The 26,957-nt window shown below is 62.7% G+C and carries 25 protein-coding genes and 1 pseudogene; 18 read left to right on the top strand and 8 right to left on the bottom strand.

Annotated elements, in window-relative coordinates:
- Positions 1 to 53: 53 nt before the first annotated feature.
- From ACYVL5_RS03945 to ACYVL5_RS03955, 3 genes are all read right to left on the bottom strand, one after another.
- Positions 54 to 1,034 (bottom strand): hypothetical protein, encoded by a 981-nt coding sequence (locus tag ACYVL5_RS03945; protein ID WP_460594252.1) that lies wholly within the window; start codon positions 1,032 to 1,034, stop codon positions 54 to 56.
- A gap of 148 nt (positions 1,035 to 1,182) precedes the next feature.
- The gene (locus ACYVL5_RS03950; protein ID WP_460594253.1) at positions 1,183 to 1,764 is read right to left on the bottom strand and encodes a superoxide dismutase; all 582 of its coding nucleotides are present in this window, start codon (positions 1,762 to 1,764) and stop codon (positions 1,183 to 1,185) included.
- 260 nt (positions 1,765 to 2,024) lie between these two features.
- Positions 2,025 to 2,951 (bottom strand): phosphatase PAP2 family protein, encoded by a 927-nt coding sequence (locus ACYVL5_RS03955; RefSeq protein WP_460594254.1) that lies wholly within the window; start codon positions 2,949 to 2,951, stop codon positions 2,025 to 2,027.
- 513 nt (positions 2,952 to 3,464) lie between these two features.
- Between ACYVL5_RS03955 and ACYVL5_RS03960 the strand changes: the two genes are divergently transcribed.
- From ACYVL5_RS03960 to ACYVL5_RS03990, 7 genes are all read left to right on the top strand, one after another.
- On the top strand, positions 3,465 to 4,805 hold the full coding sequence (locus ACYVL5_RS03960; RefSeq protein WP_460594255.1) for an efflux RND transporter periplasmic adaptor subunit: 1,341 nt from the start codon (positions 3,465 to 3,467) through the stop codon (positions 4,803 to 4,805).
- A complete protein-coding gene (locus tag ACYVL5_RS03965; RefSeq protein WP_460594256.1) occupies positions 4,806 to 5,525 on the top strand; it encodes an ABC transporter ATP-binding protein in 720 nt (239 codons plus the stop codon).
- Positions 5,522 to 6,751, top strand: a complete 1,230-nt coding sequence (locus ACYVL5_RS03970; protein WP_460594257.1) for an ABC transporter permease — start codon at positions 5,522 to 5,524, stop codon at positions 6,749 to 6,751. The genes ACYVL5_RS03965 and ACYVL5_RS03970 overlap by 4 nt, the downstream gene beginning before the upstream one ends.
- 49 nt (positions 6,752 to 6,800) lie before the next feature.
- Positions 6,801 to 8,360 carry a TolC family protein gene (locus ACYVL5_RS03975; protein WP_460594258.1) on the top strand — a complete coding sequence of 520 codons (1,560 nt, stop codon included), beginning with the start codon at positions 6,801 to 6,803 and terminating at the stop codon, positions 8,358 to 8,360.
- A gap of 13 nt (positions 8,361 to 8,373) precedes the next feature.
- Positions 8,374 to 9,711 carry an MFS transporter gene (locus tag ACYVL5_RS03980; protein WP_460594259.1) on the top strand — a complete coding sequence of 446 codons (1,338 nt, stop codon included), beginning with the start codon at positions 8,374 to 8,376 and terminating at the stop codon, positions 9,709 to 9,711.
- Positions 9,712 to 9,827: 116 nt separating this feature from the next.
- The gene (gene cysE / locus ACYVL5_RS03985; protein WP_460594260.1) at positions 9,828 to 10,625 is read left to right on the top strand and encodes an LbetaH domain-containing protein; all 798 of its coding nucleotides are present in this window, start codon (positions 9,828 to 9,830) and stop codon (positions 10,623 to 10,625) included.
- A gap of 107 nt (positions 10,626 to 10,732) precedes the next feature.
- Positions 10,733 to 11,515, top strand: a complete 783-nt coding sequence (locus ACYVL5_RS03990; protein WP_460594261.1) for a tRNA threonylcarbamoyladenosine dehydratase — start codon at positions 10,733 to 10,735, stop codon at positions 11,513 to 11,515.
- 131 nt (positions 11,516 to 11,646) lie between these two features.
- Here the strand turns inward: ACYVL5_RS03990 and ACYVL5_RS03995 are convergent, their stop codons facing one another.
- The 5 genes and pseudogenes from ACYVL5_RS03995 to ACYVL5_RS04015 all read right to left on the bottom strand — a co-directional run bounded on the left by ACYVL5_RS03995 (position 11,647) and on the right by ACYVL5_RS04015 (position 14,655).
- Positions 11,647 to 12,600: a hypothetical protein gene (locus ACYVL5_RS03995; RefSeq protein ID WP_460594262.1), complete on the bottom strand. Its 954-nt coding sequence runs from the start codon at positions 12,598 to 12,600 to the stop codon at positions 11,647 to 11,649.
- A gap of 57 nt (positions 12,601 to 12,657) precedes the next feature.
- Complete coding sequence (locus ACYVL5_RS04000; RefSeq protein WP_460594263.1) at positions 12,658 to 13,182, bottom strand: type II secretion system protein; 525 nt, start codon at positions 13,180 to 13,182, stop codon at positions 12,658 to 12,660.
- Positions 13,183 to 13,388: 206 nt separating this feature from the next.
- Complete coding sequence (locus ACYVL5_RS04005; RefSeq protein WP_460594264.1) at positions 13,389 to 13,802, bottom strand: DUF72 domain-containing protein; 414 nt, start codon at positions 13,800 to 13,802, stop codon at positions 13,389 to 13,391.
- Between the two features lie 52 nt (positions 13,803 to 13,854).
- Positions 13,855 to 14,310 (bottom strand): annotated as a pseudogene (locus tag ACYVL5_RS04010) (DUF72 domain-containing protein); the annotation flags it as partial.
- 9 nt (positions 14,311 to 14,319) lie between these two features.
- Positions 14,320 to 14,655, bottom strand: a complete 336-nt coding sequence (locus ACYVL5_RS04015; protein WP_460594265.1) for a phage holin family protein — start codon at positions 14,653 to 14,655, stop codon at positions 14,320 to 14,322.
- 451 nt (positions 14,656 to 15,106) lie between these two features.
- On the opposite strand from ACYVL5_RS04015, the gene iorA reads away from it, so the two are divergent.
- The 11 genes from iorA to ACYVL5_RS04070 all read left to right on the top strand — a co-directional run bounded on the left by iorA (position 15,107) and on the right by ACYVL5_RS04070 (position 26,882).
- The gene (iorA, locus tag ACYVL5_RS04020) at positions 15,107 to 16,870 is read left to right on the top strand and encodes an indolepyruvate ferredoxin oxidoreductase subunit alpha (protein ID WP_460594266.1); all 1,764 of its coding nucleotides are present in this window, start codon (positions 15,107 to 15,109) and stop codon (positions 16,868 to 16,870) included.
- Positions 16,867 to 17,448, top strand: a complete 582-nt coding sequence (locus ACYVL5_RS04025) for an indolepyruvate oxidoreductase subunit beta (protein WP_460594267.1) — start codon at positions 16,867 to 16,869, stop codon at positions 17,446 to 17,448. The genes iorA and ACYVL5_RS04025 overlap by 4 nt, the downstream gene beginning before the upstream one ends.
- A 183-nt stretch (positions 17,449 to 17,631) precedes the next feature.
- On the top strand, positions 17,632 to 18,936 hold the full coding sequence (locus ACYVL5_RS04030) for a phenylacetate--CoA ligase family protein (protein ID WP_460594268.1): 1,305 nt from the start codon (positions 17,632 to 17,634) through the stop codon (positions 18,934 to 18,936).
- A gap of 150 nt (positions 18,937 to 19,086) precedes the next feature.
- The gene (locus ACYVL5_RS04035) at positions 19,087 to 19,518 is read left to right on the top strand and encodes an ACT domain-containing protein (protein WP_460594269.1); all 432 of its coding nucleotides are present in this window, start codon (positions 19,087 to 19,089) and stop codon (positions 19,516 to 19,518) included.
- A gap of 166 nt (positions 19,519 to 19,684) precedes the next feature.
- Positions 19,685 to 20,824: an ABC transporter substrate-binding protein gene (locus ACYVL5_RS04040; RefSeq protein WP_460594270.1), complete on the top strand. Its 1,140-nt coding sequence runs from the start codon at positions 19,685 to 19,687 to the stop codon at positions 20,822 to 20,824.
- A 151-nt stretch (positions 20,825 to 20,975) separates the two neighbouring features.
- Complete coding sequence (locus ACYVL5_RS04045; RefSeq protein ID WP_460594271.1) at positions 20,976 to 22,115, top strand: ABC transporter substrate-binding protein; 1,140 nt, start codon at positions 20,976 to 20,978, stop codon at positions 22,113 to 22,115.
- Between the two features lie 11 nt (positions 22,116 to 22,126).
- Positions 22,127 to 23,011 carry a branched-chain amino acid ABC transporter permease gene (locus ACYVL5_RS04050; protein ID WP_460594272.1) on the top strand — a complete coding sequence of 295 codons (885 nt, stop codon included), beginning with the start codon at positions 22,127 to 22,129 and terminating at the stop codon, positions 23,009 to 23,011.
- Between the two features lie 84 nt (positions 23,012 to 23,095).
- Complete coding sequence (locus ACYVL5_RS04055; protein WP_460594273.1) at positions 23,096 to 24,049, top strand: branched-chain amino acid ABC transporter permease; 954 nt, start codon at positions 23,096 to 23,098, stop codon at positions 24,047 to 24,049.
- Positions 24,042 to 24,797: an ABC transporter ATP-binding protein gene (locus ACYVL5_RS04060; protein WP_460594274.1), complete on the top strand. Its 756-nt coding sequence runs from the start codon at positions 24,042 to 24,044 to the stop codon at positions 24,795 to 24,797. The genes ACYVL5_RS04055 and ACYVL5_RS04060 overlap by 8 nt, the downstream gene beginning before the upstream one ends.
- A 9-nt stretch (positions 24,798 to 24,806) precedes the next feature.
- On the top strand, positions 24,807 to 25,550 hold the full coding sequence (locus ACYVL5_RS04065; RefSeq protein WP_460594275.1) for an ABC transporter ATP-binding protein: 744 nt from the start codon (positions 24,807 to 24,809) through the stop codon (positions 25,548 to 25,550).
- A gap of 30 nt (positions 25,551 to 25,580) precedes the next feature.
- Entirely contained in the window at positions 25,581 to 26,882 is a 1,302-nt protein-coding gene (locus ACYVL5_RS04070; RefSeq protein WP_460594276.1) for a phenylacetate--CoA ligase family protein, read from the top strand.
- The last annotated feature ends 75 nt before the right edge of the window (positions 26,883 to 26,957 follow it).

Consider the following 26,957-nt stretch of genomic DNA (forward strand, 5'->3'; position numbering starts at 1 on the left):
CGCCTCCCGTGCGGGATGTGCCCCTTTTGTCGTGCGAGGGATAAGATCTTCGACTAGAACCGGAAACCGAGGCCCCCCAGGATGATGTCGGTGTCGCGGTCGTTACTGGTTACCAGGCGGTTCCAGGAGGCGCGCAGGAACCAGTGGGGGGTGAACCGGTAGCTGCCGGTGATGGTCAAAAGGAGTCCGACCGGGTCGACCTCGTGATCGGCAGGACGGTGGTAGTGGCCGATGTCGAAATAGGGCCCCGCGCCGCCGGCGACCGAGAAGAGCCCCTCCAGTAAGGGCTGACTGGCCCAGATCTGGGTGATCAGGCCGTCACGCCTTACCAGGCGGTTGTCTCCCTCGTAGAGCCCTTCCAGGGTCCAGTCGACGTGCCGCGACAGCCGCCGCCGGTATTCCACCGCGGCGGCAATCGAGTGCTGGGAGTTGAGGCTGTTGACGATGGTCTGGCCGAGGAAGAAGGTGATCTCGTTCTTGAGCTCCTCGCTTCGTGCCAGTTCCACGCTGACCGGTTCCAGGTTGGGATCGAAGTGGTAGCCGATCCCCCCGAGCACCGAAAGGGTGTCGAAGCTGCTTCCCGCCTTCACCCAGTTGCTCCGCAACTCGAAGATGAGGTCGTTGTCGAAGTGCCAGGCGGCGGCCAGGCTCATCATCGCCTTCATCCCGTGATCGTTGGAGAAACCCTTCGGAGTCGGCTCCCTCTTGGTGTCCAGGTAGAAGTAGGGGCCGACCGCAGCAGCCAGGGTCAGGCGGTAGTCCAGGAGCTCGGTCCGCCCCCAGAACTGGACGGTGTAGCCGTCCCGGTGGTGCCCGTCGATGTGTCCCTCGTTGAGATAGGAGGTTCCGGCGGCGAGATGCTTCAGGAGGTCCTGCCGGTACTCGAGCTGCCAGGAGTAGGAGTGGGCGGTCGGGTCGGATGATTCCATGAGCCCCCCGAGGGCGTAGAGCTCGGAGGCCCGGACCGGGGCAGGGGAGAGGAAGGGGACGCAAAAAAAGGCAACGGCGATGATGGTATGGAGTAGGCGTTTCATAAGGCACCGGCTGTTGGTGGAGGGGCGCCGCTTCCAGAATGGGCCCTGTCTGCGGAGGGCCGTTCCGAGTGGGGGCATTGGGTCCCGTTGAAAATGAATCCCCCCCGACACCCTTTGCCGGGGGGGATTCTCGACTCGTGTCGAGAGCTTATCTCAGGCGCCGCTCGACTACTTCCCAGTTCACGTTCTTGAAGAACGATGCGATGTAATCGGCCCTCTTGAGGCCGTAATCGGTGAGGAAGGCGTGCTCGAAGACGTCCATGATCAGGATCGGCTGGCAGCCGGCCGGATGCCCGGTGTCGTGCTCGTTGATCCAGAAGTTCTGCAGCTCGCCGTTGGTCACGTCCTGGTACAGGATGGCCCAGCCGATACCCCTCATGGCACCGGTGGCTTTGAAATCCTGGAGCCACTGGTCGTACCCTCCAAAGGACTTCCTCATGGCGGCGCCGAGCTTTCCTTCCGGGTTCAGCTGGTTCTTCCCGCCGAGGTTCTCGAAGTAGTACTCGTGCAGCCGCATGCCGTTGAATTCCCACCCCAGCCTGCGCTTGATCTCGGCGTACTCCGGCGATGCCCCTTTCCCTTCCTGGTTCATCTTCGAGAGAAGCTCGGTGAGGGTGTTGGTATTCTTGACGTACCCCTCGTAGAGCGTGAAGTGGTTTTTCAAGAGGGTCTCGCTGAATCCTTCCATCCCGACCAACTTCTGGAAATCTTTCGCCTGGTAAGCAGTCATGATGCTCTCCTTTTCCACTTGTTGTATTGGATGCGGCAATAAACCTCCCGTGGCCGGACCGGGGGGGGCGGTCCGGTGCAGGTGAGGCGCGTCAGCCGTCCGTAATGTCTTGCGTGAGTCGATGTCGGGCCGTAGGGGGGGGCGGCCGGAGTGAGGCGGGTGATTATGGGGCAAGTGTACACGCTGCCCGCAGGGTGTCAATTTAGGCACCCCCTGCCGGCCAGGTAGACCGGGAGGGGGTTTTGGGTAGGAAGCGGGGGTTAGAAGTCGTATTTGACCGTGAGGCCGGTCATCTCTTTGCCGACCTGGGGCAGTATCATGAGGCGCTTGCTGAGCGAGGTGTCCCGGTCGTCCGGGTGGAACTTCAAAAGGGCCTTGCTGGTGAAGTAGCCGAGCGCGGCACCGACGAAGACATCCGAGCTCCAATGCTCGTTGCTGTAGATCCTGGAAAGTCCCGTCAGGCTCGCCAGGCCATAGGCCAGGGGAGGTACGAACGGGTTGTCCTTGTAGACGTTGGCGAAGATGGTGGCGATGGAAAAGGCGGAGGCGGTATGGCCTGAGCTGAAGGAAACGTTCTTGAGGCTGAAGTGGGGGCCGTTGAAGGAGTCCGGGTCTTGGCCGGTGTTGGGGCGGTGGCGCTGGAAGGTGGTCTTGAGCCCTTCGGTGATCAACCCGGAGATGGCGTAACTCTCCAGGGCCAACAGCGACGCCCGCCGCGCCTTGTGGTCATTGCCCATGGCGCCGTAGGCGTAGAAGGCCCCCAAGGCCGGGAGAGTATACAGGCCGTTGCCGAGGTCGTTGCCGACCGTGGCAAAGCCGTTGGCGGTGTTGCTCTTGTGGCTCTGGGCGAAGTTCTTGATGTTGCCGTCCAACAGGAAAAAACCGGCGGTCGCGCCCGCGACGGCGCCGAATTTCAGCCAGTCTTTCCCGTCCCAATGGATCGGGGAAATCAGCACCTTGCCGGTGTCGGCGAAGGCGCCTTTGAGGTAGCCAAAGTCGAACTTGTCCACCGGCCGCGGAGAATCGTCGGTGGTCGCTATTTCGTACGTGGTTACGGGAGCCGGCTGGATCCCGCCTGTCTCCACCTGGACTACTTGTTGAGAGGAGTCGAGGGGTTCTGCATGGGCTGTTACGGTAATGGTTGCTGCGACGAGAAGGACTGCTGCGGTGGCTCTTACTTTCAGCATGCGGACACGCTGTCTAACTCGTTTCTCACGGAGACCCCTTTCCTGGCAAATAGTTACGGTGGATCACCCCGAAGGGTGTTTACGCATGATATTCTTTTGGATGCTGGAAAAACAACGAAAAAACAGTTATTTAAATCTAATACCTTAAGGAGTGCATCACGTACAGTCTAGAATCGGCCGGATCTGTTTACACTTTAGGGGTATTCGAGGGGGCTCGGCGGTTTTCTAAGGGTTTCCTCTGGCGCTGGCAGGGGGGGCAGCCTGTGGCCGTCAGGGCAGCGGCTGTTACCGTGGCACCGGAGAGGACGGGAGAGGACGGGAGAGGACGGGAGAGCGGCTCCCCCGTTGCCAGGAAACCGGTTGAGATCTTTCCCGTTGACCCGTGGGGGGAGTACCGATACACTGGCAGTTTTTTAAGGGGGCACGTTCGGCTGGATACCTGCTATCCGGTCATCTTTCTTGCACATTTACAGAATATCGTCGCCGGACAAATCCAGGGTACGAGGTGAGGCGTTGAAAAAAATCGCAGTAATCGCGCTGTTGGTGGTGGTTGTTTTAGGACTGGCCGGCTTCTTCTTTTTCAAACAGGAGCCCAAGGCGCAGTACAAGACCCTGAAAGTCGAGCGAGGCGCCATCGTCTCCACCGTTTCCGCCACCGGCACCCTTAACGCGGTGGTCACCGTCCAGGTAGGCACCCAGGTCTCCGGAACCATTTCCAAGCTTTACGCCGACTTCAACTCCCCTGTGAAGAAGGGACAGCCGATCGCCCAGATCGACCCGGCCCTTTTCCAGTCCGCCGTGGAGCAGTCCCGCGGGAATCTTCTGAACGCCCAGGCCAACCTCGCCAAGGCCAAGGTGACCATGGCCGACGCCAAGCGGACCCTGGGGAGAAACCGCCAGCTCCTCGCCGAGGGGATCGTCTCCCAAAGCGACCTTGACGCATCCCAGACTGCCTACGATGCGGCGGTGGCCGGCATCTCCTCCGCCGAGGCGGGGGTGGTGCAAAGCCGCGGCGCCCTCAGGCAGGCGGAGACCAATCTCCGCTATTCCACCATCCGCTCTCCCGTGGACGGTATCGTCGTCTCCCGTAACGTCGACGTCGGCCAGACCGTCGCCGCTTCCTTCCAGACGCCGACCCTTTTCACCATCGCCCAGGATCTCACCAAGATGGAGATCGACACCAGCGTCGACGAATCGGACATCAGCCGGCTCAAGATCGGCCAGACCGCCTCCTTTACCGTCGACGCCTACCCGGACCAGCAATTCACGGGGAAGGTGACCCAGATCCGCAACGCCCCGGTGGTGACCCAGAACGTGGTGACCTACGTGGTGGTCATTGGCGTGGAAAACAAGGAGATGAAACTCAAGCCGGGCATGACCGCCAACGTTTCGGTGAAGACCCAGAGCAAGGATGATGTCCTGAAGGTCCCCAACGCCGCGCTTCGCTTCAAGCCCAAATCAGGCAAGGACCAGAAGGGGGGCAAGGACCGCAAAGTCGCCTCCGAAGGGAAGGGTGCCGCGGAGGGGGGCAAGGGGAGCGGCCGGGAAGGCGCCGGTGGCCACGGCGGACCCGGCGGACCCGACGGAAGCGGTGCGCCTGCCGGGTCCGGCAGCGGCTTAACCGCCGGTATGCCGGGGCGCGGTGGCGCGAGGTCGATGCAGGCGGTTCAGAAGGTTTACCTCCTGACTCCCGAGGGGGATCCTCGTCCGGTTTCCATCGCCACCGGTATCTCCGATTCCGGCTTTACCGAGGTCGCTTCCGGAGAGCTCAAGGAGAACGACGAGGTAATCGTCGAGCAGATCACCAAGGGTAAGAAACCGGGGATGGGTTCGCCCATGGGGCCGAGGTTCTAGATGAGCGAAGTAGTGCGTCTGAGCGATGTCGCCAAGGTGTACACCATGGGTGAGGAGAAGGTGGAGGCCATGAAAGGCGTCTCCTTCTCCGTCTCCAGTGGCGAGTTCGTCGCCATCATGGGAGCCTCCGGCAGCGGCAAGTCGACCTGCATGAATATCCTCGGGTGTCTCGACGTCCCCACGCGCGGCGATTACCTCCTGGACGGGGTGCGGGTCGGGGACCTGTCCCGCAACGAACTGGCGGAGATCCGTAACCGCAAACTCGGCTTCGTCTTCCAGGGGTTCAACCTCCTGGCGAGGACCACCGCCCGGGAGAACGTCGAACTTCCGCTGCTCTACGGACGGGTGCCCGCGGCGGAGCGGAAGGCGCGCGCCCTCGCGGCCCTCGAGCGGGTGGGGCTGGCCGGACGGGAGGGGCACTATTCGAACCAGCTCTCCGGGGGGCAGCAGCAGCGGGTGGCCATCGCGCGCGCCCTGGTGAACGAGCCCTCCATCATCCTGGCGGACGAGCCGACCGGTAACCTCGACACCAGGACCACGGTTGAGATCATGTCCATTTTTCAGGAGCTGAACCGGCAGGGGATCACCATCATCATGGTGACTCACGAGCCGGAGGTGGCGGAATTTACCAGCCGTCACATCGTCTTCCGCGACGGGCTGGTGGTGAGCGATACCTCTCACGTCCCGCTTTCGGTCCCGAGGGAGGAGGTGGCTTCATGACGACCTTCCTGCAGAGTTTCCGGATCGCCCTGCGGGCCCTGAGGGTCAACAAGATGCGCGCCCTTTTGACCATGCTGGGGATCATCATCGGGATCGCGGCGGTCATCGCCATGGTCGCCATCGGGGCGGGGGCGAGCAAGATGATCTCCGACCAGATCGCCTCCATCGGCTCCAACCTCCTGCTGGTCCTGCCCGGCTCGGTCACCAGCGGCGGCATGCGCTCCGGATCGGGCGCCACCCAGACCCTCACCTACGACGACGCCAAGGCGATCAAGGCGGAGTGCCCGTCGGTGGCCCAGGTAGCCCCGACCGTGCGCGGCTCGGGCCAGGTGGTCTATGGGAACCAGAACTGGTCCACGGTCATCAGCGGGGTCACCCCGGAGATGCTGGTCGTGCGGGACTGGGCGGTCGTCAGCGGGCGCAACTTCACCCAGTCCGACGTGGACGGCGCCACCAAGTACTGCCTGATCGGCCAGACGGTGGCCGAGAACCTCTTCGGCGACACCGATCCGATCGGGAAGATCATCCGGGTCAGGAAGATCCCCTTTACGGTGGTGGGGCTTTTGGACCGCAAGGGGCAGTCTCCCCAGGGGCAGGACCAGGACGACGTCATCTACGTCCCGCTGACAACCGCCCAGCGCAAGCTGATCGGCGGCCAGTTCCCCAACACGGTGGGCGCCCTGATGATCCAGGCGAAGAGCGCCGAGGTGCTGAAAAAGGCCGAGGAGGAGGTGACCGCGCTTTTGAACCAGCGGCACCGGGTCGGTCCCTCCCGTGAACCGGACTACATGATCCGCAACCTCTCGGAGATCCTCGCCGTCTCCGAGCAGTCCTCCAAGGTGATGTCGCTGCTCCTCGGTGCGGTGGCCTCCATCTCCCTGGTGGTCGGGGGGATCGGCATCATGAATATCATGCTGGTCTCGGTCACCGAACGGACCCGCGAGATCGGCATCCGGATCGCCATCGGGGCCAAGCAGCGGGACATCCTTCTGCAGTTTCTGACCGAGGCGGTGCTCCTGACCACCTGCGGCGGCCTCCTCGGAATGCTCCTGGGGGTGGCCGGGGCGCACCTGGTGGCCATCCTCGTTGGCTGGCCCACCCTGGTCTCCATCAACACCATCCTGATCGCGTTCCTCTTTTCGGCCGGGGTCGGCGTTTTCTTCGGATTCTACCCCGCCCGCAAGGCCGCCTCCCTAAACCCGATTGATGCGCTAAGATATGAGTGATCGCCCAAGCCAATCCCCCGCGCCGTGCGGGGTTCAGAAAGGATCTTTGATGAGGATTTCCTGCCGAATCACGGCCATGCTGCTTCTTTGCCTGTCGATGGGCGCCACGCGGCCGCTGTGGGCCCAGACCGCGAGCCCGGCCGCGGCTCCGGCCCAGCCCGCAGCCTACGCCCCGGCCCCGGCACCGGCACCGGCACCGGGTGCGTCCGTGGTCAACCTGGGCCTGGCCGACGCCGTCAAGCTCGCGGTGGAACGGAACCTCGACCTCAAGGTGGAGCTCTACAACCCCGCCATGGGCGAGGCCGACATCCGCCGCAACCAGGGGATCTTCGACCCGCTGGTCAGCGCCTCGGTCGACTACACCCGGACCGCGAGCCCCAACACCTTCAACTTCCAGCCCTTCATCGTCGACCAGCTCAACGGCACCGCCGGTATCAGCCAACTCCTCACCACCGGCGGATCGGTCGGCGTCAACGCCAACTCGGGCTACGTCAGCAACTCGGCGAGCTACTTCTCCAGCGGGACCAACTTCAGCGTCAGCCAACCCCTTTTGCGCAACTTCGGCAAGGAGGCGACCGAGCTCAACATCAACGTGGCCCGTTTCACCAAGGAAGGGGACCTCGACCGCTTCCGGACCAAGTTAAGCGCGACCGTCGCCCAGGTCCGCAGCGACTATCTCAAGCTCTACAACTTCCAGGAAGTCCTGGCGGTGCAGCGGACAGCGCTGGCCCTGGCCAACCGGATCCTGGTGGAAACCAAGGGGCGGGTCAAGGCGGGGGTGTTGCCCGCCATGGAGATCCTGAGCGCCGAGTTCAGCGCGGCCACCAGGGAGAAGGCGGTCATCGATGCCGAGCGTGCCGTTCGGGACCAGATGGATCTCCTCCGGCTCGAACTCCAGCTGCCCGCGGGGAGCGACCTCGTGCTGGTTGACCGGCCGTACCGGGAACCGTACCAGGTGCCCGAGGAGCAGGCGGTGCGCGATGCCCTGCAAAACCGCCCCGAGCTCGCCGCCCAGCGGGTCTCCATCCGGATCAACGACCTGCAGCAGCGGGTAGCCAGAAACCGCACCCTTCCCGACCTGAACCTCACCGCCAACGTCGGGACCGCCGGCTTCGCCCAGAGTTTTCTCCGCAGTTACCAGAAAACGATCGCCGCCGACGACCCGGTCTGGGGGGTGGGACTGCAGTTCAGCTACCCGCTCGGCAACCGTGCGGCGGAGAACGACTACATCAGGGCCAAGCTCGCCCTCGACCAGTCCAAGACCCAGCTGCAGAGTCTCGAATCCGGGGTGGTCAACGACGTGAGGGCGGCCTTGAGGCTCGTGGAGGCGAGCTACAAGCAGATCGAGGTGACCTCGCGCGGGAGGGCCTACGCTGAAGAGCGCCTGAGGGCCTTCCAGAAACGAAACGCGGTGGGACTTGCCACCGCCAAGGATGTCTTCGACGTGGAAAACGACCTGGTTGCCGCACAGGGAAACGAGATCCAGGCCCTGGTCGATTACAACAACGCCATCACGCAGCTGTGGCTGGTCTCCGGGGTGATCCTCGATCGCCAGGGGATCAAGCTTACCGAAAAGGAAGCGGATGCCCTTTACGAGGGGGCGAGATAGCTGCCACCATCTTATGGACAACAACGATTCGCGGCTGAAGGGCGGGTACCGGTACGCCCTCCTGCGCGCTTTTTCCTACCGTAACTACCGGCTCTTCTTCTTCGGCCAGAGCGTCTCCCTGATCGGGACCTGGATGCAGCAGGTGGCGATGAGCTGGCTGGTCTACCGCCTGACCGGCTCGGCGCTCCTTTTGGGTACCATCGGGTTCACCAGCCAGATTCCCACCTTCGTGGTCTCCCCCTTCGCCGGGGTGCTCGCCGACCGCTGGAACCGCCGCCGTCTCCTGATCGCCACCCAAAGCCTCGCCATGCTCCAGGCGCTGGTCCTCACCGTCTTCGTCTTCTCGGGGACCATCCAGGTCTGGCACCTGGTCGTTTTAAGCCTCGTGCTCGGGGTGGTGAACGGCTGCGATATCCCGATCCGCCAATCCTTCGTGATCGAGATGGTCGAGGAGAAGGAGGCGCTTGCCAACGCCATCGCCCTTAACTCCTCCATGGTCAACGCGGCGCGGCTGATCGGGCCGTCGCTGGCGGGGATGATGATCTCGGCGATGGGGGAGGGGGCCTGCTTCGCCATCAACGCGGCCAGTTACCTGGCCGTGCTCCTCTCCCTTTTGCTCATGAGGATCACCCCGCGACCGGTGCGCCCGAAAGAGAAGTCGGTGCTGCACGAACTGCGGGAGGGGATCGCCTATGCCGTCAAGTTCCCGCCCATCCGCGACCTGTTGCTCCTTTTGGCCCTCATCAGCCTGATGGGGATGCCCTATGCGGTGCTGATGCCGGTCTTCGCCAAGGACGTCCTCCACGGCGGTCCCCACACTTTCGGTTTCCTCATGGGGGCGGCCGGGGTAGGGGCGCTCACCGGGACCGTCTACCTGGCGACCCGGCGCACGGTGCTCGGACTCGGCCGGCTGATCGTGATCGCCTGCTCCCTCTTCGGGCTCGGCATCGCCGGGTTCGCCTTTTCCCACTCGCAGTGGCTCTCGCTCCTCATGCTGCTCCCCGCCGGTTTCGGTGCCATGGTCCAGGTCGCCTCCAGCAACACCATCCTCCAGACCATCGTCGAGGACGACAAGCGGGGGAGGGTGATGAGCCTTTTCACCGTTTCCTTCATGGGGATGACCCCTTTCGGGTCCCTCTTCGCGGGAGCCGTGGCCGCCCGGCTCGGAGCCCCGATCACCGTCCAGATCGGCGGCGCCGCCTGCCTTTTGGGGGCGCTCATCTTCTCCAGCAGGCTGCCGGGGCTCAGGGTGATGGTGCACCCGATCTACCGCAGGTTGGGGATCATGCCGGAGGTGGCCGCCGGGCTGCAGACGGCGTGCGAATCGACGGTGCGGCCGAAGGGGGAGTAGCTTTTGACGGGCGAGGGGATGCAGCGGCCGGCCACGCTTCATGAGCCCATTTGCCCTGCCACTTTAAGGGAGGTAGACTTTCGTCAGTAACTATCGTGAATGACAGGGAGGATGCCATGCAGAAGCAGGAGGAGTCGGTCGGGGACCCGGTATGGGAGAAGCTTTGCCACGAGGTGGTGGAATTGGCCCGCTCCGAGGCGATGCTCGCCAGCTACCTCTTCGCCGCCGTGTTGAACCACAAGACCCTGGAAGACGCACTCTCCTACCATCTGGCCGGGAAACTCGCCTCGCCCTACCTCTCCTCGATGTCGCTGCGGGACGTGGCCAACCAGGCTTTCGCCTCCTCCGAGGAGATCAGGGTGGCGGTCAGGAGGGATCTCACCGCGGTCCTCGAGCGGGACCCCGCCGCGAAGGGGCTGGCCCAGCCGTTTCTGCACTACAAGGGATTCCACGCCCTGCAGGCCTACCGGATCGCCCACTGGCTCTGGAAAAATCAGCGCCGCCCCCTGGCCTTCTTCCTTCAAAACCGCATCTCCGAGGTCTTCGCGGTGGATATCCATCCGGCGGCCCGGATCGGGAAGGGGATCCTTATCGACCACGGCACCTCGGTGGTGATCGGTGAGACCGCGGTGGTGGGTGACGACGTCTCCATGCTCCATGAGGTCACCCTCGGTGGCACGGGTAAGGAGAGCGGCGACCGGCACCCGAAGGTCGGCCATGGGGTCCTCATCGGCGCCGGGGCCAAGATCCTCGGCAACATAAAGGTCGGAGACTGCTCCAAGGTCGCCGCCGGGAGCGTCGTCTTGCAGGAGGTCCCTCCCCACGCAACGGTGGCGGGTGTGCCGGCCAAGGTGGTCGGGCGCCCGGCCACCGGCGAGCCGGCCCTCCAGATGGACCAGCGGCTGGATTGGTAGGGTGGGGTTGGCAACTTTCTCTTTCATGAGACGGCCCGCTTGTGCCATACTTCGGAAGGTAACACGGCCGCCGGCCCTGAACCACATCAACTCGCTGAAGGATCCACATGTCACACCTGCATCGCTTTTCCCGTACCGAACTCCTGATCGGCCCGCAGGGGCTCGATAAACTCAAGAACTCCTCCGTCGCCATCTTCGGGCTTGGCGGGGTTGGGAGCTACGCCGCCGAGGCCCTCTGCCGCGCGGGTGTAGGCCGGCTGGTCATCGTCGACTTCGACGAGATCTGCCTGACCAACGTTAACCGCCAACTGCACGCGATGGACGGCACCGTCGGCAAGGCCAAGGCGCTCGTGATGGCCGATCGGATGCGGCTCATCAACCCCCACTGCGAGGTGGTCCCCTACCAGGACTTCTACTCCGCTGAAAACAGCGAATTCCTCCTTTCCGACCGCTACCATTACGTGGTCGACGCCATCGACCATATCACCAGCAAGCTCCACCTGATACGCACCTGCAAGGAGAGGGGGATCCCGATCATCTCCAGCATGGGGGCGGCCTCCAAGCTCGATCCCACCCTCATCAAGGTGGCCGACATCTCCCAGACCACCAAGTGCCGCATGGCCCGCTCGGTCCGGAAGCTCCTGAAGAAGCAGGGGGTGGAGGACGGGGTGAAGGTGGTGTATTCGACCGAGGAGTACCGGGAGCAGGCGATCAAGGATGGCGGGTGCAAGGGAAACTGCATCTGTCCCAACAAGGACGATCAGCGCTTTTCGTGCGAACACCGGCGGGTGATCCTGGGGAGCGTGTCGTTCATCCCCTCCATCTTCGGGCTGACCATGGCGGGGGTGGTGGTCAACGACCTGCTGGCGGGGGGCGAGGTCTCCGGCTAGGGGGCGCATTCCAGGCGACTTAACGAAAAAGGGAACTCCCGGTTGGGGGTTCCCTTTTTTTTCGTCCTACGTTACCAAGAATTTTGAAGCAGGGCCGCCCAAGTGCAACGGGCGGAAGCTGCCGGGGTGAGCTACTTGAAGAGCTGCCTTAGCCCGATGTAGTGCTGGGATGCCTGGCGCAGGCGGACCAGGGCCTCGGGCGGGATGCTCCCCTTGAAGTCGCTGGCGCCCGCGTTGTATTCGGCATCCAGCTTGTTGGCCGAGTCAATGAAGGTCGCCAGCGAGTTGCCGGGATTGAGGACCAGGTTTTTCATCTTGTTGTAGGGAGCCTCGATCTTCCCGAGTTTGTCGGTGCATCCCTCGAACTTGCCGGGCTCCTTGCCCATGGAGCGCTTGAGGTCGGCGATCTTGTCGGAAATGATGCCGAGGTCTTTCTCGTCCATGACGCCGATGCGGGGGGTGAAGGGCTGACCGGCATCGGTTCTTGCTTTCCAGTCGGCGGCGAGTTTCTGGCTCACCTTGCGGCACTTGTCGGCGCCCAGCTGCACGGCGTAGGTGGCCTGGGCGAAGTTCTTGATGTAGGTGTCTTCGGCCTTCTTCTTCAGGTAGACGCCGGTGCCCGCCAGGGCGATGACGGATACCACAAGGAGGGCAATGGCGATCTTCTTTCCCTTGGTGAGGTCGCGGCTGGCCGTCGAGGTTTTCTTGCCGGCCCCGCCTTCCAGGTTCATCGCATCATCCAGGGTAGGTAGGGTCGGGCTGTACTTCACCTTTCTCTGGAAGGGGCTGGATTTCAACTCGAGCTTGGTGACCTTGCGGACGGCCTTGCGGCGGCCGAGACCCGCCACGACGTAGTCGGGGAAGGGGGCCCCGCAGGTCCGGCAGTGGTTCTCCGGCCCGAGCTGCTCACCGCAGCTTGCGCAGGAAAGCTCGGACGATTTCCGGAAAGCCCGCCCGCCGAACGATTCCCGGTAGATGTTGAAGCTGGCGTTGCAAGAGGGGCAGGTGGCGCTGGTCCCCTGTTCGGTCACCTCGGGAAGGTCGAGCTCTATGGTTGCGTGACATTTTGGGCAGTTGCACGTCATAAATCGATTACCTTCTGTAAAGAATGCTGATCGGTACGGCAATCACCGCACCCACGGTTAGAAGTCTTTGGCCAAACCGCAGTAGGCGCCGTTGCCGGCGCGGATGAGGTCGTTCTGGGTTGACGGGTCGTTGAAGTTGGCTGCATTGGAGTTTCCGTCGGTGCCGAGGCTGTACAGGTCGAAGTCGGTGTTCCATTGGTCGTCGCTGGAGCCGATGGAGCCAAGCCGGGGGGCGTCGTTGGGAGCCTTGAAGTCCGAATAGACGTAACGTGCGCCCCAGGGATCGATGGCATTGGGGCGGCCGATGTCCGCCAGGGAGGAAGGGTATACTCCACCATGTTCGATCGAGTAGGCGGCGATGGCGTGTTCCATTTCCCGTATCTCGACCACGGCCCTGGCATTGCGGGCGAGGTCTTCGATCTGGGAATAGGCCGGGATCGCCAGGGAGGCCAGAATTGCGATGATGGCCACCACCACCACCATCTCTACCAGCGAAAAGCCCTCCTGGTCATAGCCGTCATCGGATGCTCTTCTGAAGGTGTCTGCCAGTGCGGCGATTCGTCTTTTGATTCGGTAAATCATGCAGGTGTTCTCTTTTGTTGCCGCCTGGAACCAGACGGCGTGAAAGGTGGTCCCGACGGGCCGGGGAAAAGGGCTGCTGCCGCATTGTCAGGAGTCATGCTCCACAATTGCGCGCCAACTATATAACACCTTTTAAGGTGTTGCAATGTCTAAATAAAACGATTTTTACCGCTTGATCCCGGGGAAGTGAGACAAAACCTTGCCTGTCACCAGTCAAGGAGGCCTTTCAGTGTCAGTGCGTTGCTCAGCCCGTGGCCCCCGTGACAGTTGGCGAACATGACGAATTCTGTCCGTGCCTGGCGTGCCAGGCGGGCGGCGTGGTCGGCAAAGTGGCGGAGCTCGTTTTCGCTGTAGCGATACATCTCACGCCGGAGTGAATGCCCCGCCCACCCCTCGCTGTCTCTGCCGTGCAGCCGCAGGTAAGCCACCCTGGTCGTCAGGTCCGGCAGGAACGGCACGGTGGTGAGGTTGCCGTACCGGGGTTCGTCGCAGACGATGTATGAGATCCGGTTTTCCCTGAGAAAGGAGAGGGTCTCGGGGGGGTGCACCGTGGTCAGCCAGCTCCCGTGCCGGAATTCGACGGCGATCGGAAAGCCTCCCATCAATTCCCGGCAGTGCATAAACGTAGTCGCGGTTGGCGCTTTTGCAGGTGAACCAGGGTGGGAACTGGAAGACTATGAAGCCGAGCTTTCCCGCCTCGCGCAGTGGCTGGAGTACCTCGCAGAAGGCAGCGGCGACATCCCGCAGGGCGACCGGGTCGGATATCTGGACCAGTTCGCGATCCGCGGAAGGGGAGGGGGGCTGGCTTCTTAGCTGTGGCGCAAGGGAAGGGGAGAGGGCCAGGCTTTTTAATTGCCGCGGAAGGCGGGAGGGATCGATGCCGTGGCCGGTCAGCGCCCCGTAGGCCTTGAGGTGAAAGAGAAAGCCGGGCGGAGTCCGCTCCCGCCAGGCACCGACCATGGCCGGGGTGGGGAGGGCGTAGTAGCTGCTGTCGACCTCAACGGTGTCGAACCGTTCGGCATAGCGTGTCAGGCGGTCGTGCGGGCTCTCGACCCCGAAGGTGCTCGCCTCTCCCCCTTCCGATTCCGTCCAGGAGCAGGTGCCGATGCGGATGGAGCCGGTGGTCATGGGGCGCGCTCAGAAGATCATCATCCCGAGGGTAAAGTTGATCACGGCAAGAACCAGGCTGAAGATGAGGGCCCAGAAAAAGCCGGTGACCTGGAAGCCGGGAACGACGGCGCTCGTTAGAAGGATCATGAACGCGTTGATCACGAAGGTGAGCAGTCCCAGGGTAAGGATGTTGAAGGGGAGGGTCAGCAAAAGGATGATCGGCTTTATGAAAGTGTTTACCAGGCCGAGCACCAGCGCGGTTACCAAGGCTGCGAAGAAGCCGGACAGCCTTACCCCCGGCAGGAGATAGGCGGTGATGATGATGGCGAGCGCCCGGATCAACCAATGGAAAAGAAAAGTCATGACGTCCTCCGCAAGCCGCCGGCTATTTTGCACTGCCGGGGCTCCATTCATTATACCTTATTCGATTGTTCGCTCACGCGGGGGGGGGGCTCTATACCTTTCCCTCACCAGGGGGCGCCCAGCCTCTACCCTGAATCTGCCCTCACCCGGCCTTTGGCCACCCTCTCCCCTGAAGGGGCGATGGGGATAACTTACGGCATTCTGGGGCCCGTACTCCGGGGGAGACAGGGGGGAGTGAAACTGCGTTTAAGGTGACCGAAAAAGTTTTGATGGGACAATGAGATTCGACCCATCTCTTCCCTTCTCTGTTAAGTGTTTGAAGAGAGTAAAGAACCCGTCAAGAAGCGGTCTAAGTATTGAACGATGTTCTAGAAAGCAGTTGACAGTCCAAGCGGTACTCCTGTATATTTCGCCGACTCAGCAAATCGTCTTACAAGGAAATAGGTACTCAATGAAGGAAATACTTTCTGGTAATGAGGCCATCGCCCGAGGGGCCTACGAGGCCGGTGTCAGGGTCGCCTGCGCCTACCCTGGAACCCCCTCCACCGAGATTCTTGAAAACATCATCCGCTACCGCGAAATCAACTCCTCCTGGGCCCCCAACGAAAAGGTCGCCCTCGAGGTGGGGATCGGATCCTCCTTCGCCGGGGCGAGATCCATCGTCACCATGAAGCACGTCGGTGTCAACGTCGCCGCCGACCCGCTCTTCACCCTTTCCTATACCGGCGTGGGGGTAAACGGCGGCCTGGTGCTGGTCACCGCGGACGACCCGGAGCTCCATTCCTCCCAGAACGAGCAGGATAACCGCAACTACGCGAAGTTCGCCAAGGTCCCCATGCTCGAGCCCTCCGACTCCCAGGAGTGCCTGGAGTTCACCAAGCTCGCCTTCGAGATCTCGGAGAAGTACGACACCCCGGTCATGCTCCGGACCACCACCCGCATCTCCCACAGCAAGTCGGTGGTCGAGCTGGGCCAGAGGCAGGGGGACCTCCCCGAGCCGAAGCTTGTCCGGAACGCGCCGAAGTACGTCATGCTCCCCGGCAACGCCCGCGGCCGCCACTACGTCGTGGAAGAGCGCACGGTGAAACTCGGCCAGGACGGCTGCACCATGCCGATCAACCGGACCGAGATGCGCTCCACCACCATGGGGATCATCACCGCCGGGGTCAGCTATCAGTACGTCCGCGAAGTGCTCCCGGATGCCTCGGTTTTGAAGCTCGGGATGGTGCACCCGCTCCCCATGGAGCTGATCAGGGAGTTCGCCTCCAAGGTCGACAAGCTCTACGTGGTGGAGGAGCTCGATCCGTTCATCGAGGAGCAGGTGAAGGCGGCCGGCATCGCGGTGACCGGCAAGGAGATCCTCTCCATCTGCGGCGAGCTCACTCCCGGTAGGATCCGGAGGGGCTTCGGTCTCCCCGAGAAGGAGCCGATCGCTCCCGAGAAGCTTCCGGGGCGTCCCCCCAACATGTGCCCGGGCTGCCCGCACCGCGGCGTCTTCTACTCCCTCAACAGGCTCAAGGCCTACGTCACCGGCGACATCGGCTGCTACACCCTTGGCTTTATGCCTCCCCTTTCCGCCATGGACACCTGCATCTGCATGGGGGCCTCCATCGGGATGGCTACCGGCGCGGTCAAGGTCCTCCCCCCCGAGGAGCAGAAAAAGGTGGTCGCCGTGATCGGCGATTCGACCTTCCTCCACACCGGCGTGAACGGCCTCATGGACATGGTCTACAACAAGGGTGCCGCCACCGTCATCATCCTCGACAACCGGATCACCGCCATGACCGGCCGCCAGGATAACCCGGCCTCCGGCCACACGCTCATGGATGACCCGACCAACGCGGTCGACCTGCACATGCTCTGCAAGGCCATCGGCGTGAAGCACGTGCGCGGCGTCAACCCGCACGACCTCGACGAGTGCCAGAAGGTGATCGCCGAGGAGATGGAGCGGCCGGAGACCTCGGTCATCATCACCAACCAGCCGTGCGTCCTCATCAAGCGGGAAGGGGTCTTCGTCAAGGGTGGGACGCTCGCCGTCGAGCCGGACGCCTGCAGCGGCTGCCGCGCCTGCCTCAAGGTCGGCTGCCCCGCCATCCAGTGGGTGGGGACTCCCGGCGAGAAGAAGGGTAAGGCGTACATCGATCCGCTTTTATGCAACGGGTGCGACGTCTGCCGCCAGCTGTGCAAGTTTTCCGCGATTCAGGAGGCGAAATGAGCGACAAGATAACCAACATCCTCCTGGTAGGGGTGGGCGGGCAGGGGATCCTGCTGGCCGCCGAGGTGCTTTCCGAGACCTGCATGCTGGCCGGTTTCGACGTCAAGAAGAGCGAGATCCACGGGATGTCGCAGCGCGGCGGTTCGGTCGTCTCCCACGTCCGCTACGGCAAGGAGGTCTTTTCCCCGATCGTCCCGGAAGGGGAGGCGGACATCCTGTTCGGCTTCGAGCTGATGGAGAGCTACCGCTCGCTGCCGCTTTTGAGGGACGGGGCCGCCGTCATCGCCAACGATCTCTGCATCCCTCCCCCTTCCGTACTGATGGGGCAGGAGAGCTACCCCGAGGACCTGGCCGGGAAGATCGCCGCCAAGTTCCCGGATTTTCTCCTGGTGGACGGCCAGCAACTGGCCATCGACGCCGGTAACGCCCGGGCCGCCAACATCGTGCTCTTGGGCGCCGTGTCGAAGCGGATGCACATCGAGGAGAAGTTCTGGCTGGAGGCGATCGAGAAGATGGTTCCCAAGAAGGCGCTGGCGGTCAACCTCAAAGCCTTCCAGGTCGGCCGTTCGCTCGCCTAGCCGGAAGTCCCCCCTGTCCCCCCTTTGACAAGGGGGGAACCATGTTTCGGAAGCTTTCCCGCAACTGAGGGGTGCCGTCTTCGCAACGGGTAGCGCCTTTGAACGGGTACCACTTTGGAACGGGTAGCGCTTTGGTACGGATGGACAGATTGCCGTAGAAAACGAAGTTTTTAGGAGTGCGCCATGTATTTCAACGAGGAATTCGAGACCCTGCCCCGGGAAGCGCTCGAGGCGCTGCAGTTAAAGAGGCTCAAGGCGATGGTGGCCAGGGTCCAGGAGAACGTTCCCTTCTACCGCGAGTCGCTGGCCAAGGCCGGTGTCAACGCCGATTCCATCAAGAGCCTCGAGGACCTGCGCCGGTTTCCCTTCACCTACAAGCAGGACATGCGCGACTCCTATCCGTACCGGCTCTTTGCGGTGCCGATGGAGGACATCGTCCGCATCCACGCCTCCTCCGGCACCACCGGCAAACCGACGGTGGTCGGCTACACCCAGAAGGACATCGACACCTGGAGCGAGCTGATGGCCCGCTCCTTCGTGGCGGCCGGTGTCCACAAGGGTGACATCATCCATAACTCCTACGGCTACGGGCTCTTCACCGGCGGCCTCGGGGCCCACTACGGCGCCGAGAAGCTGGGGGCCTCCGTCATCCCCATGTCCGGGGGGAACACCAAGAAACAGATCATGATCATGCAGGATTTCGGTTCCACCGTCTTGACCTGCACCCCGTCCTACTCGCTGTTCATGGCCGAGGCCGCCCGCGAGGAAGGGATCGACTTCCGCGACCTGAAGCTCAGGGTCGGCATCTTCGGCGCCGAGCCCTGGTCCGAGGCGATGAGGGCCGATATCGAGGGTAAGCTCAACCTCTCCGCGGTCGACATCTACGGCCTCTCCGAGATCATGGGACCCGGGGTCGCCATCGAGTGCTGCGAAGCCAAGAAGGGGCTCCACATCTGGGAGGACCACTTCATCCCCGAGATCATCAACCCCGAGACCGGCGAGGTGCTGCCGGCCGGCGAGAAGGGGGAGCTGGTCATCACCACCATCACCAAGGAGGGGATCCCGCTGCTGCGCTACCGGACCCGGGACATCACCTCGCTTACCTATGAGCCGTGCGCCTGCGGCCGCACCCACGCCCGCATCGCCCGCATGAGCGGCCGCTCCGACGACATGCTGATCATCCGCGGTGTCAACGTCTTCCCGTCCCAGATCGAGTCCATCCTGATGGGGGTGGAAGGGGTCGAGCCGCACTACGTGCTGATCGTGGAACGCAAGGACAACCTCGACACCCTGGAGGTCCAGGTCGAGGTGGGCGAGGATCTCTTCTCCGACGAGGTCAAGCACCTGCAGGCGCTTTCCTCCCGCATCGAAAAGCAGATCAAGGAGATGCTCGGCGTCACCTGCCGCGTCCGTCTGGTCGAGCCGAAGAGCATCACGAGAAGCGAAGGAAAGGCCAAGCGGGTCATCGATAACAGGCCGAAAGCGTAAGCTGCCGCCGAGGGAAAAGCTGCCCTCACCCGGCCTTCGGCCACCCTCTCCCCTAAAGGGGCGAGGGTTATAGGGAGCGGCCTTCGGCCACCCTCTCCCCTGAAGGGGCGAGGGGAACTATAGCGATCACATGCCAATAGGGGGATAGTCATGCACGTGGAACAGATCTCCATCTTCATCGAAAACAAGTTCGGCAGGCTCGCCGAGGTCACCCGCATCCTGGGCGACGCCGGCATCAACATCCGCACCCTTTCCCTGGCAGATACCTCCGACTTCGGGATCCTGCGCCTGATCGTGAACGATACCGAGAAGGCCAAGGCGGTCCTGAAGGAGAAGGGGTTCACCGTCAGCAAGACCGACGTGGTGGCCGTCGAGATCCCGGACCGTCCCGGCGGGCTCGCCGACATCCTCCAGGCGCTCGACAAGGACGGCATCAACGTCGAGTACATGTATGCCTTCGTCGAGCGCTGCGGCGAAAACGCCGTCATGATCTTCCGTTTCGATGAGACCGACAAGGCTCTTGCCACCCTGGCCGGCAACGGGTTCACCGCGCTGCCGGGGGAAAGGCTGTACAGCATGTGATGCATTACGGCTTGCTTTAACGGCAGCCGATTGATAATCGAGGCAGAAGTTCTCCTCTAGACAGGGGGAACCGTCGATGAGCCCCCTGACTGGAGGGGGACCTCTAGAACCCGAGTTTGGCAGTATCAAAACACTGTTTAACTCGAAAGACAGGGGGGCTTGTCGAATGAAAAGGTTATTTGCAGTTGCATGTTTTCTGGTGGCCGTCTGCACCGCCGCCACCGCGTTCGCCGCTGGTCCGATCCGGATCGGGGCGCTCTTCTCGGTGACCGGTCCGGCGTCGTTCCTGGGGGAGCCGGAAAAAAACACCCTGGAGCTTCTCGTGAAGGAGATCAACGCGAAGGGTGGAATCAGGGGGAGCCAGATCCAGCTCTTCTCCTACGACACCGGCGGTGACGTCACCAAGGCGGTTCAGCTTGCCAACAAGCTGATCAAGAACGACCATGTCGTCGCCATCATCGGCCCCTCCACCACCGGAGAGACCATGGCCATCATCCCGCTCGTCGAGAAGGAGCAGATCCCGCTGATCTCCTGCGCGGCCGGCATCAAGATCACCGAGCCGGTGAAGAAGTGGGTCTTCAAGACTCCGGCCAACGACCACGTGGCCGCCGAGAAGATCCTCAACCAGGCCGCGAAGCTTAAGCAGAAGAACATCGCGATCATCACCGTCTCCGATTCCTTCGGGGCCTCCGGCCGCGAGCAGCTCAAGCAGATGGCCGCCAAGAAAGGGTTCAAGATCGTTGCCGACGAGGTCTACTCCCCGAAAGACACCGACATGACCCCGCAGCTCACCAAGATCAAGAGCGCCAAGCCGGACGCCATCATCTGCTGGGGTACCAACCCCGGGCCGGCGGTCATCACCCGCAACATGCACCAGCTTGGCATGAAGATCCAGCTCTACCAGAGCCACGGCGTCGCCTCCAAGAAGTTCATCGAACTGGCGGGTCCCGAAGCCGCCCAGGGGCTGATGCTTCCGGCCGGCAAGCTCACCGTGTACAACCTCCTGGGCAAGAAGGATACCCAGGCCAAGGTCCTCAAAGGGTACGTCGAATCCTACAAGAAGGCCTACGGCGTGGAGCCCTCGACCTTCGGCGGCTACGCCTGGGACGGCTTCCAGCTGGTGGCCGGCGCGCTCGCCAAGGGTGCCGCCACCCCCGCCCAGATCCGCGACGGCATCGAAAAAGGGGGCAAGCTGGTCGGTATCTCCGGCATCTTCCACATCAGCGCCGGCGACCACAACGGCCTCGATCTCTCCGCCTTCGAGATGGTTCGCATCGACAAGGGGAACTGGGCCATCGTTCACTAGCGGCATCAAGCAAATCCCCCCTGTCCCCCCTTTGCCAAAGGGGGGGACGCTCTTGCGGCGGTCATGGAATGCCCGCTGTCTAGAGTGCGGCCCGGTGACGGATCGGGTGGGATAATCGGCAATCGGCAATGAAATGAAAGGGGGAAAGTACGTGAAAAAACTGATCACCGTAGCTCTTGTTTCATTCTTCGTCCTGTGCATGGCCTCGGCCGCCCTGGCCGCGTCTCCCATCAAGATCGGCGCACTCTTTTCGGTCACCGGTCCCGCATCCTTCCTCGGTGAGCCCGAGCGCAACAGCGCCCAGATGGTGGTCGACGAGATCAACCGGGTCGGCGGCATCAAGGGGAGGAAGATCGAACTGATCGCCTACGACACCGGCGGCGACTCCACCAAGGCCGTCCAGCTCGCCAACAAGCTGATCAAGAACGACCAGGTGGTGGCCATCATCGGCCCCAGCACCTCCGGCGAGACCATGGCGGTGATCCCGGTGGTCGAGAAGGCACAGATTCCCCTCATCTCCTGCGCCGCCGCCATCAAGATCACCGAGCCGGTGAAGCCCTGGGTCTTCAAGACCGCCCAAAACGACAGCCTCGCCGTCGCCCGCATCTACGAGCAGCTCAAGAAGGAGAGAAAGACCAGGGTCGCCCTTCTCACCGTCTCCGACGGGTTCGGCTCCTCCGGGCGCGAGCAGCTCAAGGCCCAGGCCTCCCACTACGGCATCCAGATCGTGGCCGACGACACCTACGGCCCGAAGGATACCGACATGACCGCCCAGCTGACCAAGATCCGCGGCGTTCACCCCCAGGCCATCATCTGCTGGGGCACCAACCCCGGCCCGGCCGTCATCGCCCGTAACGCCAGGCAGCTCGGGATCAACATCCCGCTCTACATGAGCCACGGCGTCTCCTCCAAGAAGTTCATCGAGCTGGCCGGCGACGCCGCCGAGGGGATCCGGCTCCCGACCGGGAAGGTGCTGGTCGCCGACCTGCTCCCCAAAAACGACAAGCAGAAGAAGTCGCTGCAGTCCTTCATCAAGGATTACCAGCATCATTACCGGACCGAAGGCGACCACTTCGGCGGCCACGCCTGGGATGCCGTCATGCTGCTGAGGAACGCCATCGAAAGGGGTGGGGACAATCCCGCCGCCATCAGGAAACAGCTCGAGGCGACCCGCAACTTCGCCGGAATCGGCGGCGTGTTCAACTACTCCGCCCATGACCACGCAGGTCTTACCAAGGACGCCTTCGTCCTGGTCGAGGTGAAGAGGAAGAACTGGACGCTGGTCAAGTAAAGAAGGGGTTCATGGAGTTCTTAAACGAAACGATGCAGTTCGTCATATCGGGGCTCGCCACCGGTGCCATCTACGCCCTGATAGGTCTCAGCTTCGCCATCATCTACAATTCGACGGGGATCATCAACTTCGCCCAGGGTGAGTTTGTCATGCTGGGCGGAGTGATCACCATCTTCTGCATCACGGCCTTCAAGCTCCCCATCCTCATAGCCGTGGCCGTCGCCATCCTGGGCACCACGGCTGTGGGGGTGGTCTTCGAGCGGCTCGCCATCCGGCCGCTCAAGAACGCCACCCCGCTCGCCCTGATCATCATCACCATCGGCGCCAGCATCCTGATCCGGGGGCTCGTCATGCTCTTGTGGGGAAAGGACACCCAGGCCCTGCCCGCCTTCTCCGGCAACGATCCGATCGAGGTCGCCGGCGCCACCATGCTTCCCCAGCACCTCTGGATCTTCGGCGTGACGCTCCTGGTCATCGCCGGGAACCGCTTCTTCTTCCACCACACCATCACCGGCAAGGCGATGCGGGCCTGCTCCTTCAACCGCAAGGCGGCCAACCTGGTCGGCATCAGCGTGGGGCGCATGGTGCTCCTCTCCTTCGGGATCAGCGCCGCCCTCGGCTCCTTGGCCGGGGTGATCATCGCGCCGCTCACCATGACCGCCTACGACGTCGGTGTCATGCTCGGCCTGAAAGGCTTCTGCGCCGCGATCATGGGGGGGATGGGGAGCGGCTTCGGGACCGTGCTCGGCGGGCTCATCCTCGGGACCCTCGAATCCTTGGGAGCGGGGTGGATCTCCTCCGGCTACAAGGACGCCATCGCCTTCTTTATCCTGCTGCTCATCCTGTTCATACGGCCGCAGGGACTCTTCAAGAAGGGTGAAACCGAGCGGGTCTAACGTTTTTTGCGCCACACCGTTCTCCACTTTCCCTCCCTTTGGAAGGGCAGGGTGAGGATCGGGTTCAGTTGAAATAGGTTCACTATGAAATCAGACAAGCTCAAATTCCTGCTCTTCGCCGTGGTGGTGCTGGCCATACCCCTCTTCATTCCCAAGGGGTATCTTACCAACGTGCTCATCTTCGTCGGCATCAACAGCATGCTGGCCCTGGGGCTCAACCTCCTTTTGGGGTACGCGGGACAGATCTCCCTCGGCCAGGCGGCCTTCTTCGGCCTGGGCGCCTACGGTTCGGGCGTCCTTAACACCCAGTACGTCATCAATCCCTGGCTGGCCATGGCCCTGGTCGCCGTCGGGGTGGCTGCCTTCGCCTTCGCCATCGGTTTCCCGGTGCTCCGCCTCAAGGGGCACTACCTTGCCATGGCCACCTTGGGGGTCGGGGTGATCGCCTACATCTCTTTCAACGAGACGGTCGATCTCACCGGCGGGCCGTCCGGCCTGTCGGGCATCGAAAACCTCTCCATCGGCAGTTTCACCTTTGACTCCGACATCAAGAACTATTACCTGGTCTGGAGCTTCGCGCTGGTCTCGATACTGCTGGCCTTGAACCTGGTAAATTCCCGCTTCGGGCGCGGCCTGCGCGCCATTCACGATTCCGAGGTGGCCGCCCGCGTGATGGGGGTGAACGCCCGGATCATGAAGGTGCAGGTCTTCGCCCTGTCGGCCTTCATCTCTGCCATCGCGGGGAGCCTCTACTGCCACGTGATGACCTTCATTTCGCCGACCTCCTTCAGCTTCCCGGTCTCCATCGAGCTCCTGACCATGGTGGTCATCGGCGGGCTCGGGAGCGTGGTCGGCTCCGTCCTCGGTGCGCTCCTTCTTACCCTGCTTCCCGAGATGCTGCGGGCCTTCCAGGACATGGACATCATCGTCTACGGTCTTTTGCTGATCTCCATGACTATCTATCTCCCGGGCGGCCTGGTGCGCGGCATCCCGGCGCTCTTTAAAAAGATCGTGCCGGCCAGGGGGTCTCATGCTTAAGCTCACCGGCATCGGCAAACGCTTCGGCGGCCTGACCGCGCTGCAGGGGATCTCCTTCGAGATCGTACCGGGTTCCATCACCGGGATCATCGGTCCCAACGGCGCCGGCAAGACCACCCTTTTCAACATCGCCACCGGGATCTATGCCCCCTCCGAGGGGGCGGTGCTTTTGGACGGCAAGGATATCTCCAACTGGCCCCCCGAGAAGCGCGCCTACCTGGGACTTGTGCGCACCTTCCAGAACATCGAGCTGTTCGGGAAGATGACCGTGCTGGAAAACGTCATGGTCGGTCTCCATACCCAGAGCAAGAGCGGGATTTTCTCCTGTGCCCTGCGGATGCCCTGGCAGTTGAGCGAGGAGCGGAGGATCCGGGAAGAGGCGAGGCAGTGGCTGGAATTCGTCGGGATTCCTGAGCTGGAGGACGTCGAGGCGGGGACCCTTTCCTTTGGGAAGGGGAGGCTTTTGGAGATTGCCCGCGCCATGGCGCTCAAGCCGAAGCTCCTTTTGATGGACGAGCCGGCCGCCGGTCTCAACAGCCGGGAGACCGCCGAGCTTGCCGAATTGATCAAGCGGATCCGCGACCTGGGAGTCACCGTGGGGCTCGTCGAGCACGACATGGACCTGGTCATGGACATCTGCGACTCGCTCGTCGTCTTGAACCTGGGGACCATGCTGGCCACCGGGACGCCGCGCGAGATCCAGGATAACCCGGCGGTCGTCACCGCCTACCTGGGCGAGGCGGAGTAGGGGGGGGCGATGCTCAAGATAAAAAATCTCAACACTTACTACGGCAAGGTTCACGCGCTGAAGAACGTCTCCCTCCACCTCAACAAGGGGGAGATCGTCACCCTGATCGGTGCCAACGGAGCCGGGAAAACCACCCTCCTCAACTCGCTTTCGGCCATCATCCCGGCCGCCAGCGGAGACATCCTTTTGGAGGGGAAATCGATCGTCGGGCTGGCCGCCGACCGGGTGGTGTCGCTTGGGCTCTCCCAGGTGCCCGAGGGGCGGCAGGTCTTCAATCCGCTCACCGTCGAGGAGAACCTGGAGCTCGGCGCCTACCTCCGCTTCCGTGCACGCGGCCAGCAGACCGCCATCAAGGAAGACCTGCAGCGGATGTTCGCCATGTTCCCCCGCCTGGAGGAGCGGCGCCGCCAGGCCGCCGGCACCCTCTCCGGGGGAGAGCAGCAGATGCTGGCCATCGGCCGCGCCCTCATGGCCCGCCCGAAGCTCCTTCTTTTGGACGAGCCCTCCATGGGGCTCGCCCCGCTGGTGGTGCAGGACATCTTCAGGGTCATCCAGCGGCTGAGAAACGAGGAGGGGACCACCATCCTCCTGGTCGAGCAGAATGCCCGGGCCGCTCTCAAGGTCGCCGACCGCGGCTACGTGCTGGAGACCGGTAAGGTGATCCTGGAAGGGGTGGCCTCCGAGCTTTTGGAAAACAAGGACGTGCAGCGTGCCTACCTGGGCCGCGACAAGAAAGAGATCTGGGAACGGTAAGGATCTCGGATTTTTATACGAGGTGATGTCATGCAGATTTGGGATCCCGATTACGAGTGCATGCCGCGGGAGGAGATGGAACAGCTCCAACTCGAGCGGCTGCAAGCCACGCTGAACCGTGTCTATAAGAACGTCACCTGCTACCGGAACAAGTTCAAGGAGGCGGGGATCGTTCCCGAGGACGTCCTTTCCCTCTCCGACCTCTCCAAGCTTCCCTTCACCACCAAGGAAGACCTCCGCCTGAACTACCCCTACGGCATGTTCGCGGTGCCGCTTCGCGAGGTGGTCCGGATCCATTCCTCGAGCGGCACCACCGGCAAGCCGACCGTGGTCGGCTACACGAAGCACGACCTGAAGGTCTGGTCGAACCTGGTCGCCCGCTTCATGACCGCCGCCGGCGTGAGCAGCGACGACGTGGTGCAGATCGCCTTCGGTTACGGGCTTTTCACCGGCGCCTTCGGTCTCCACTACGGCTCCGAGCTGATCGGCGCCTCCGTCATCCCGATGGGGGCGGGGAACACCGAGAAGCAGATCATGATCATGCAGGATTACCGGACCACCGCCATGGTCTCGACCCCGAGCTACGCGGTCACCATCGCGGAGCGGATCGAGAAGATGGGGATCGACCCCAAGAGCCTCTGCCTCAAGGTCGGCCTCTTCGGCGGTGAGCCGTGGTCGGAGGCCATGCGGCGGGAGATCGAGAGCCGTCTCGGCATCTCCGCCACCGACAACTACGGCCTTTCCGAGGTCATCGGCCCCGGTGTGGCCGGCGAGTGCCAGTGCAAGAACGGCATGCACATCTCCGAGGATTCCTTCATCGCCGAGATCATCGATCCCGACACCTGCGAGGTGCTTCCTCCGGGGAGCGTCGGCGAACTGGTGCTGACCTCGCTCACCAAGGAGGCCTTCCCGATGGTCCGCTACCGGACCCGCGACATCACCTCGCTCGACTACGCGAAGTGCGACTGCGGCAGGACCACCGTCCGGATGAAAAAGACGATGGGGCGTTCCGACGACATGCTGATCATCAAGGGAGTCAACGTCTACCCGTCGCAGATCGAGGAGGTGCTCTTCGCCATCGAGGGGTGCGAGCCGCACTACCAGCTGGTGGTGGACCGCAAGGGGACCATGGACACCCTGGAGATCCGGATCGAGGTGACCGAGAACATCTTCTTCGACGAGATGAAGATGCAAAAGGCCTTCCTCGACAACGTGGAGCGTCGCATCGACTCGGTGCTCGGGGTGGGGGCCGCCGTCAAGCTGGTCGAGCCGAACAGCATCCCCCGGGCGGAAGGGAAGGCCAGCCGCGTAATTGACAAACGCAAAATCTAGATTAGCATTGATTCCACCCTGGGAGACACTCTAACAGGGCCAAATCATTGATCGGAATCCCGAATCGGGTATTGC

Source organism: Geomonas sp. Red276 (assembly GCF_054784495.1).

Coding starts and splice junctions, on each gene's coding strand:
- ACYVL5_RS03945 (WP_460594252.1), bottom strand. CDS start 1,034: ATGAAACGCCTACTCCATACCATCATCGCCGTTGCCTTTTTTTGCGTC.
- ACYVL5_RS03950 (WP_460594253.1), bottom strand. CDS start 1,764: ATGACTGCTTACCAGGCGAAAGATTTCCAGAAGTTGGTCGGGATGGAA.
- ACYVL5_RS03955 (WP_460594254.1), bottom strand. CDS start 2,951: ATGCTGAAAGTAAGAGCCACCGCAGCAGTCCTTCTCGTCGCAGCAACC.
- ACYVL5_RS03965 (WP_460594256.1), top strand. CDS start 4,806: ATGAGCGAAGTAGTGCGTCTGAGCGATGTCGCCAAGGTGTACACCATG.
- ACYVL5_RS03970 (WP_460594257.1), top strand. CDS start 5,522: ATGACGACCTTCCTGCAGAGTTTCCGGATCGCCCTGCGGGCCCTGAGG.
- ACYVL5_RS03975 (WP_460594258.1), top strand. CDS start 6,801: ATGAGGATTTCCTGCCGAATCACGGCCATGCTGCTTCTTTGCCTGTCG.
- ACYVL5_RS03980 (WP_460594259.1), top strand. CDS start 8,374: ATGGACAACAACGATTCGCGGCTGAAGGGCGGGTACCGGTACGCCCTC.
- cysE (WP_460594260.1), top strand. CDS start 9,828: ATGCAGAAGCAGGAGGAGTCGGTCGGGGACCCGGTATGGGAGAAGCTT.
- ACYVL5_RS03990 (WP_460594261.1), top strand. CDS start 10,733: ATGTCACACCTGCATCGCTTTTCCCGTACCGAACTCCTGATCGGCCCG.
- ACYVL5_RS03995 (WP_460594262.1), bottom strand. CDS start 12,600: ATGACGTGCAACTGCCCAAAATGTCACGCAACCATAGAGCTCGACCTT.
- ACYVL5_RS04000 (WP_460594263.1), bottom strand. CDS start 13,182: ATGATTTACCGAATCAAAAGACGAATCGCCGCACTGGCAGACACCTTC.
- ACYVL5_RS04005 (WP_460594264.1), bottom strand. CDS start 13,802: ATGCACTGCCGGGAATTGATGGGAGGCTTTCCGATCGCCGTCGAATTC.
- ACYVL5_RS04015 (WP_460594265.1), bottom strand. CDS start 14,655: ATGACTTTTCTTTTCCATTGGTTGATCCGGGCGCTCGCCATCATCATC.
- iorA (WP_460594266.1), top strand. CDS start 15,107: ATGAAGGAAATACTTTCTGGTAATGAGGCCATCGCCCGAGGGGCCTAC.
- ACYVL5_RS04025 (WP_460594267.1), top strand. CDS start 16,867: ATGAGCGACAAGATAACCAACATCCTCCTGGTAGGGGTGGGCGGGCAG.
- ACYVL5_RS04030 (WP_460594268.1), top strand. CDS start 17,632: ATGTATTTCAACGAGGAATTCGAGACCCTGCCCCGGGAAGCGCTCGAG.
- ACYVL5_RS04035 (WP_460594269.1), top strand. CDS start 19,087: ATGCACGTGGAACAGATCTCCATCTTCATCGAAAACAAGTTCGGCAGG.
- ACYVL5_RS04040 (WP_460594270.1), top strand. CDS start 19,685: ATGAAAAGGTTATTTGCAGTTGCATGTTTTCTGGTGGCCGTCTGCACC.
- ACYVL5_RS04050 (WP_460594272.1), top strand. CDS start 22,127: ATGGAGTTCTTAAACGAAACGATGCAGTTCGTCATATCGGGGCTCGCC.
- ACYVL5_RS04055 (WP_460594273.1), top strand. CDS start 23,096: ATGAAATCAGACAAGCTCAAATTCCTGCTCTTCGCCGTGGTGGTGCTG.
- ACYVL5_RS04060 (WP_460594274.1), top strand. CDS start 24,042: ATGCTTAAGCTCACCGGCATCGGCAAACGCTTCGGCGGCCTGACCGCG.
- ACYVL5_RS04065 (WP_460594275.1), top strand. CDS start 24,807: ATGCTCAAGATAAAAAATCTCAACACTTACTACGGCAAGGTTCACGCG.
- ACYVL5_RS04070 (WP_460594276.1), top strand. CDS start 25,581: ATGCAGATTTGGGATCCCGATTACGAGTGCATGCCGCGGGAGGAGATG.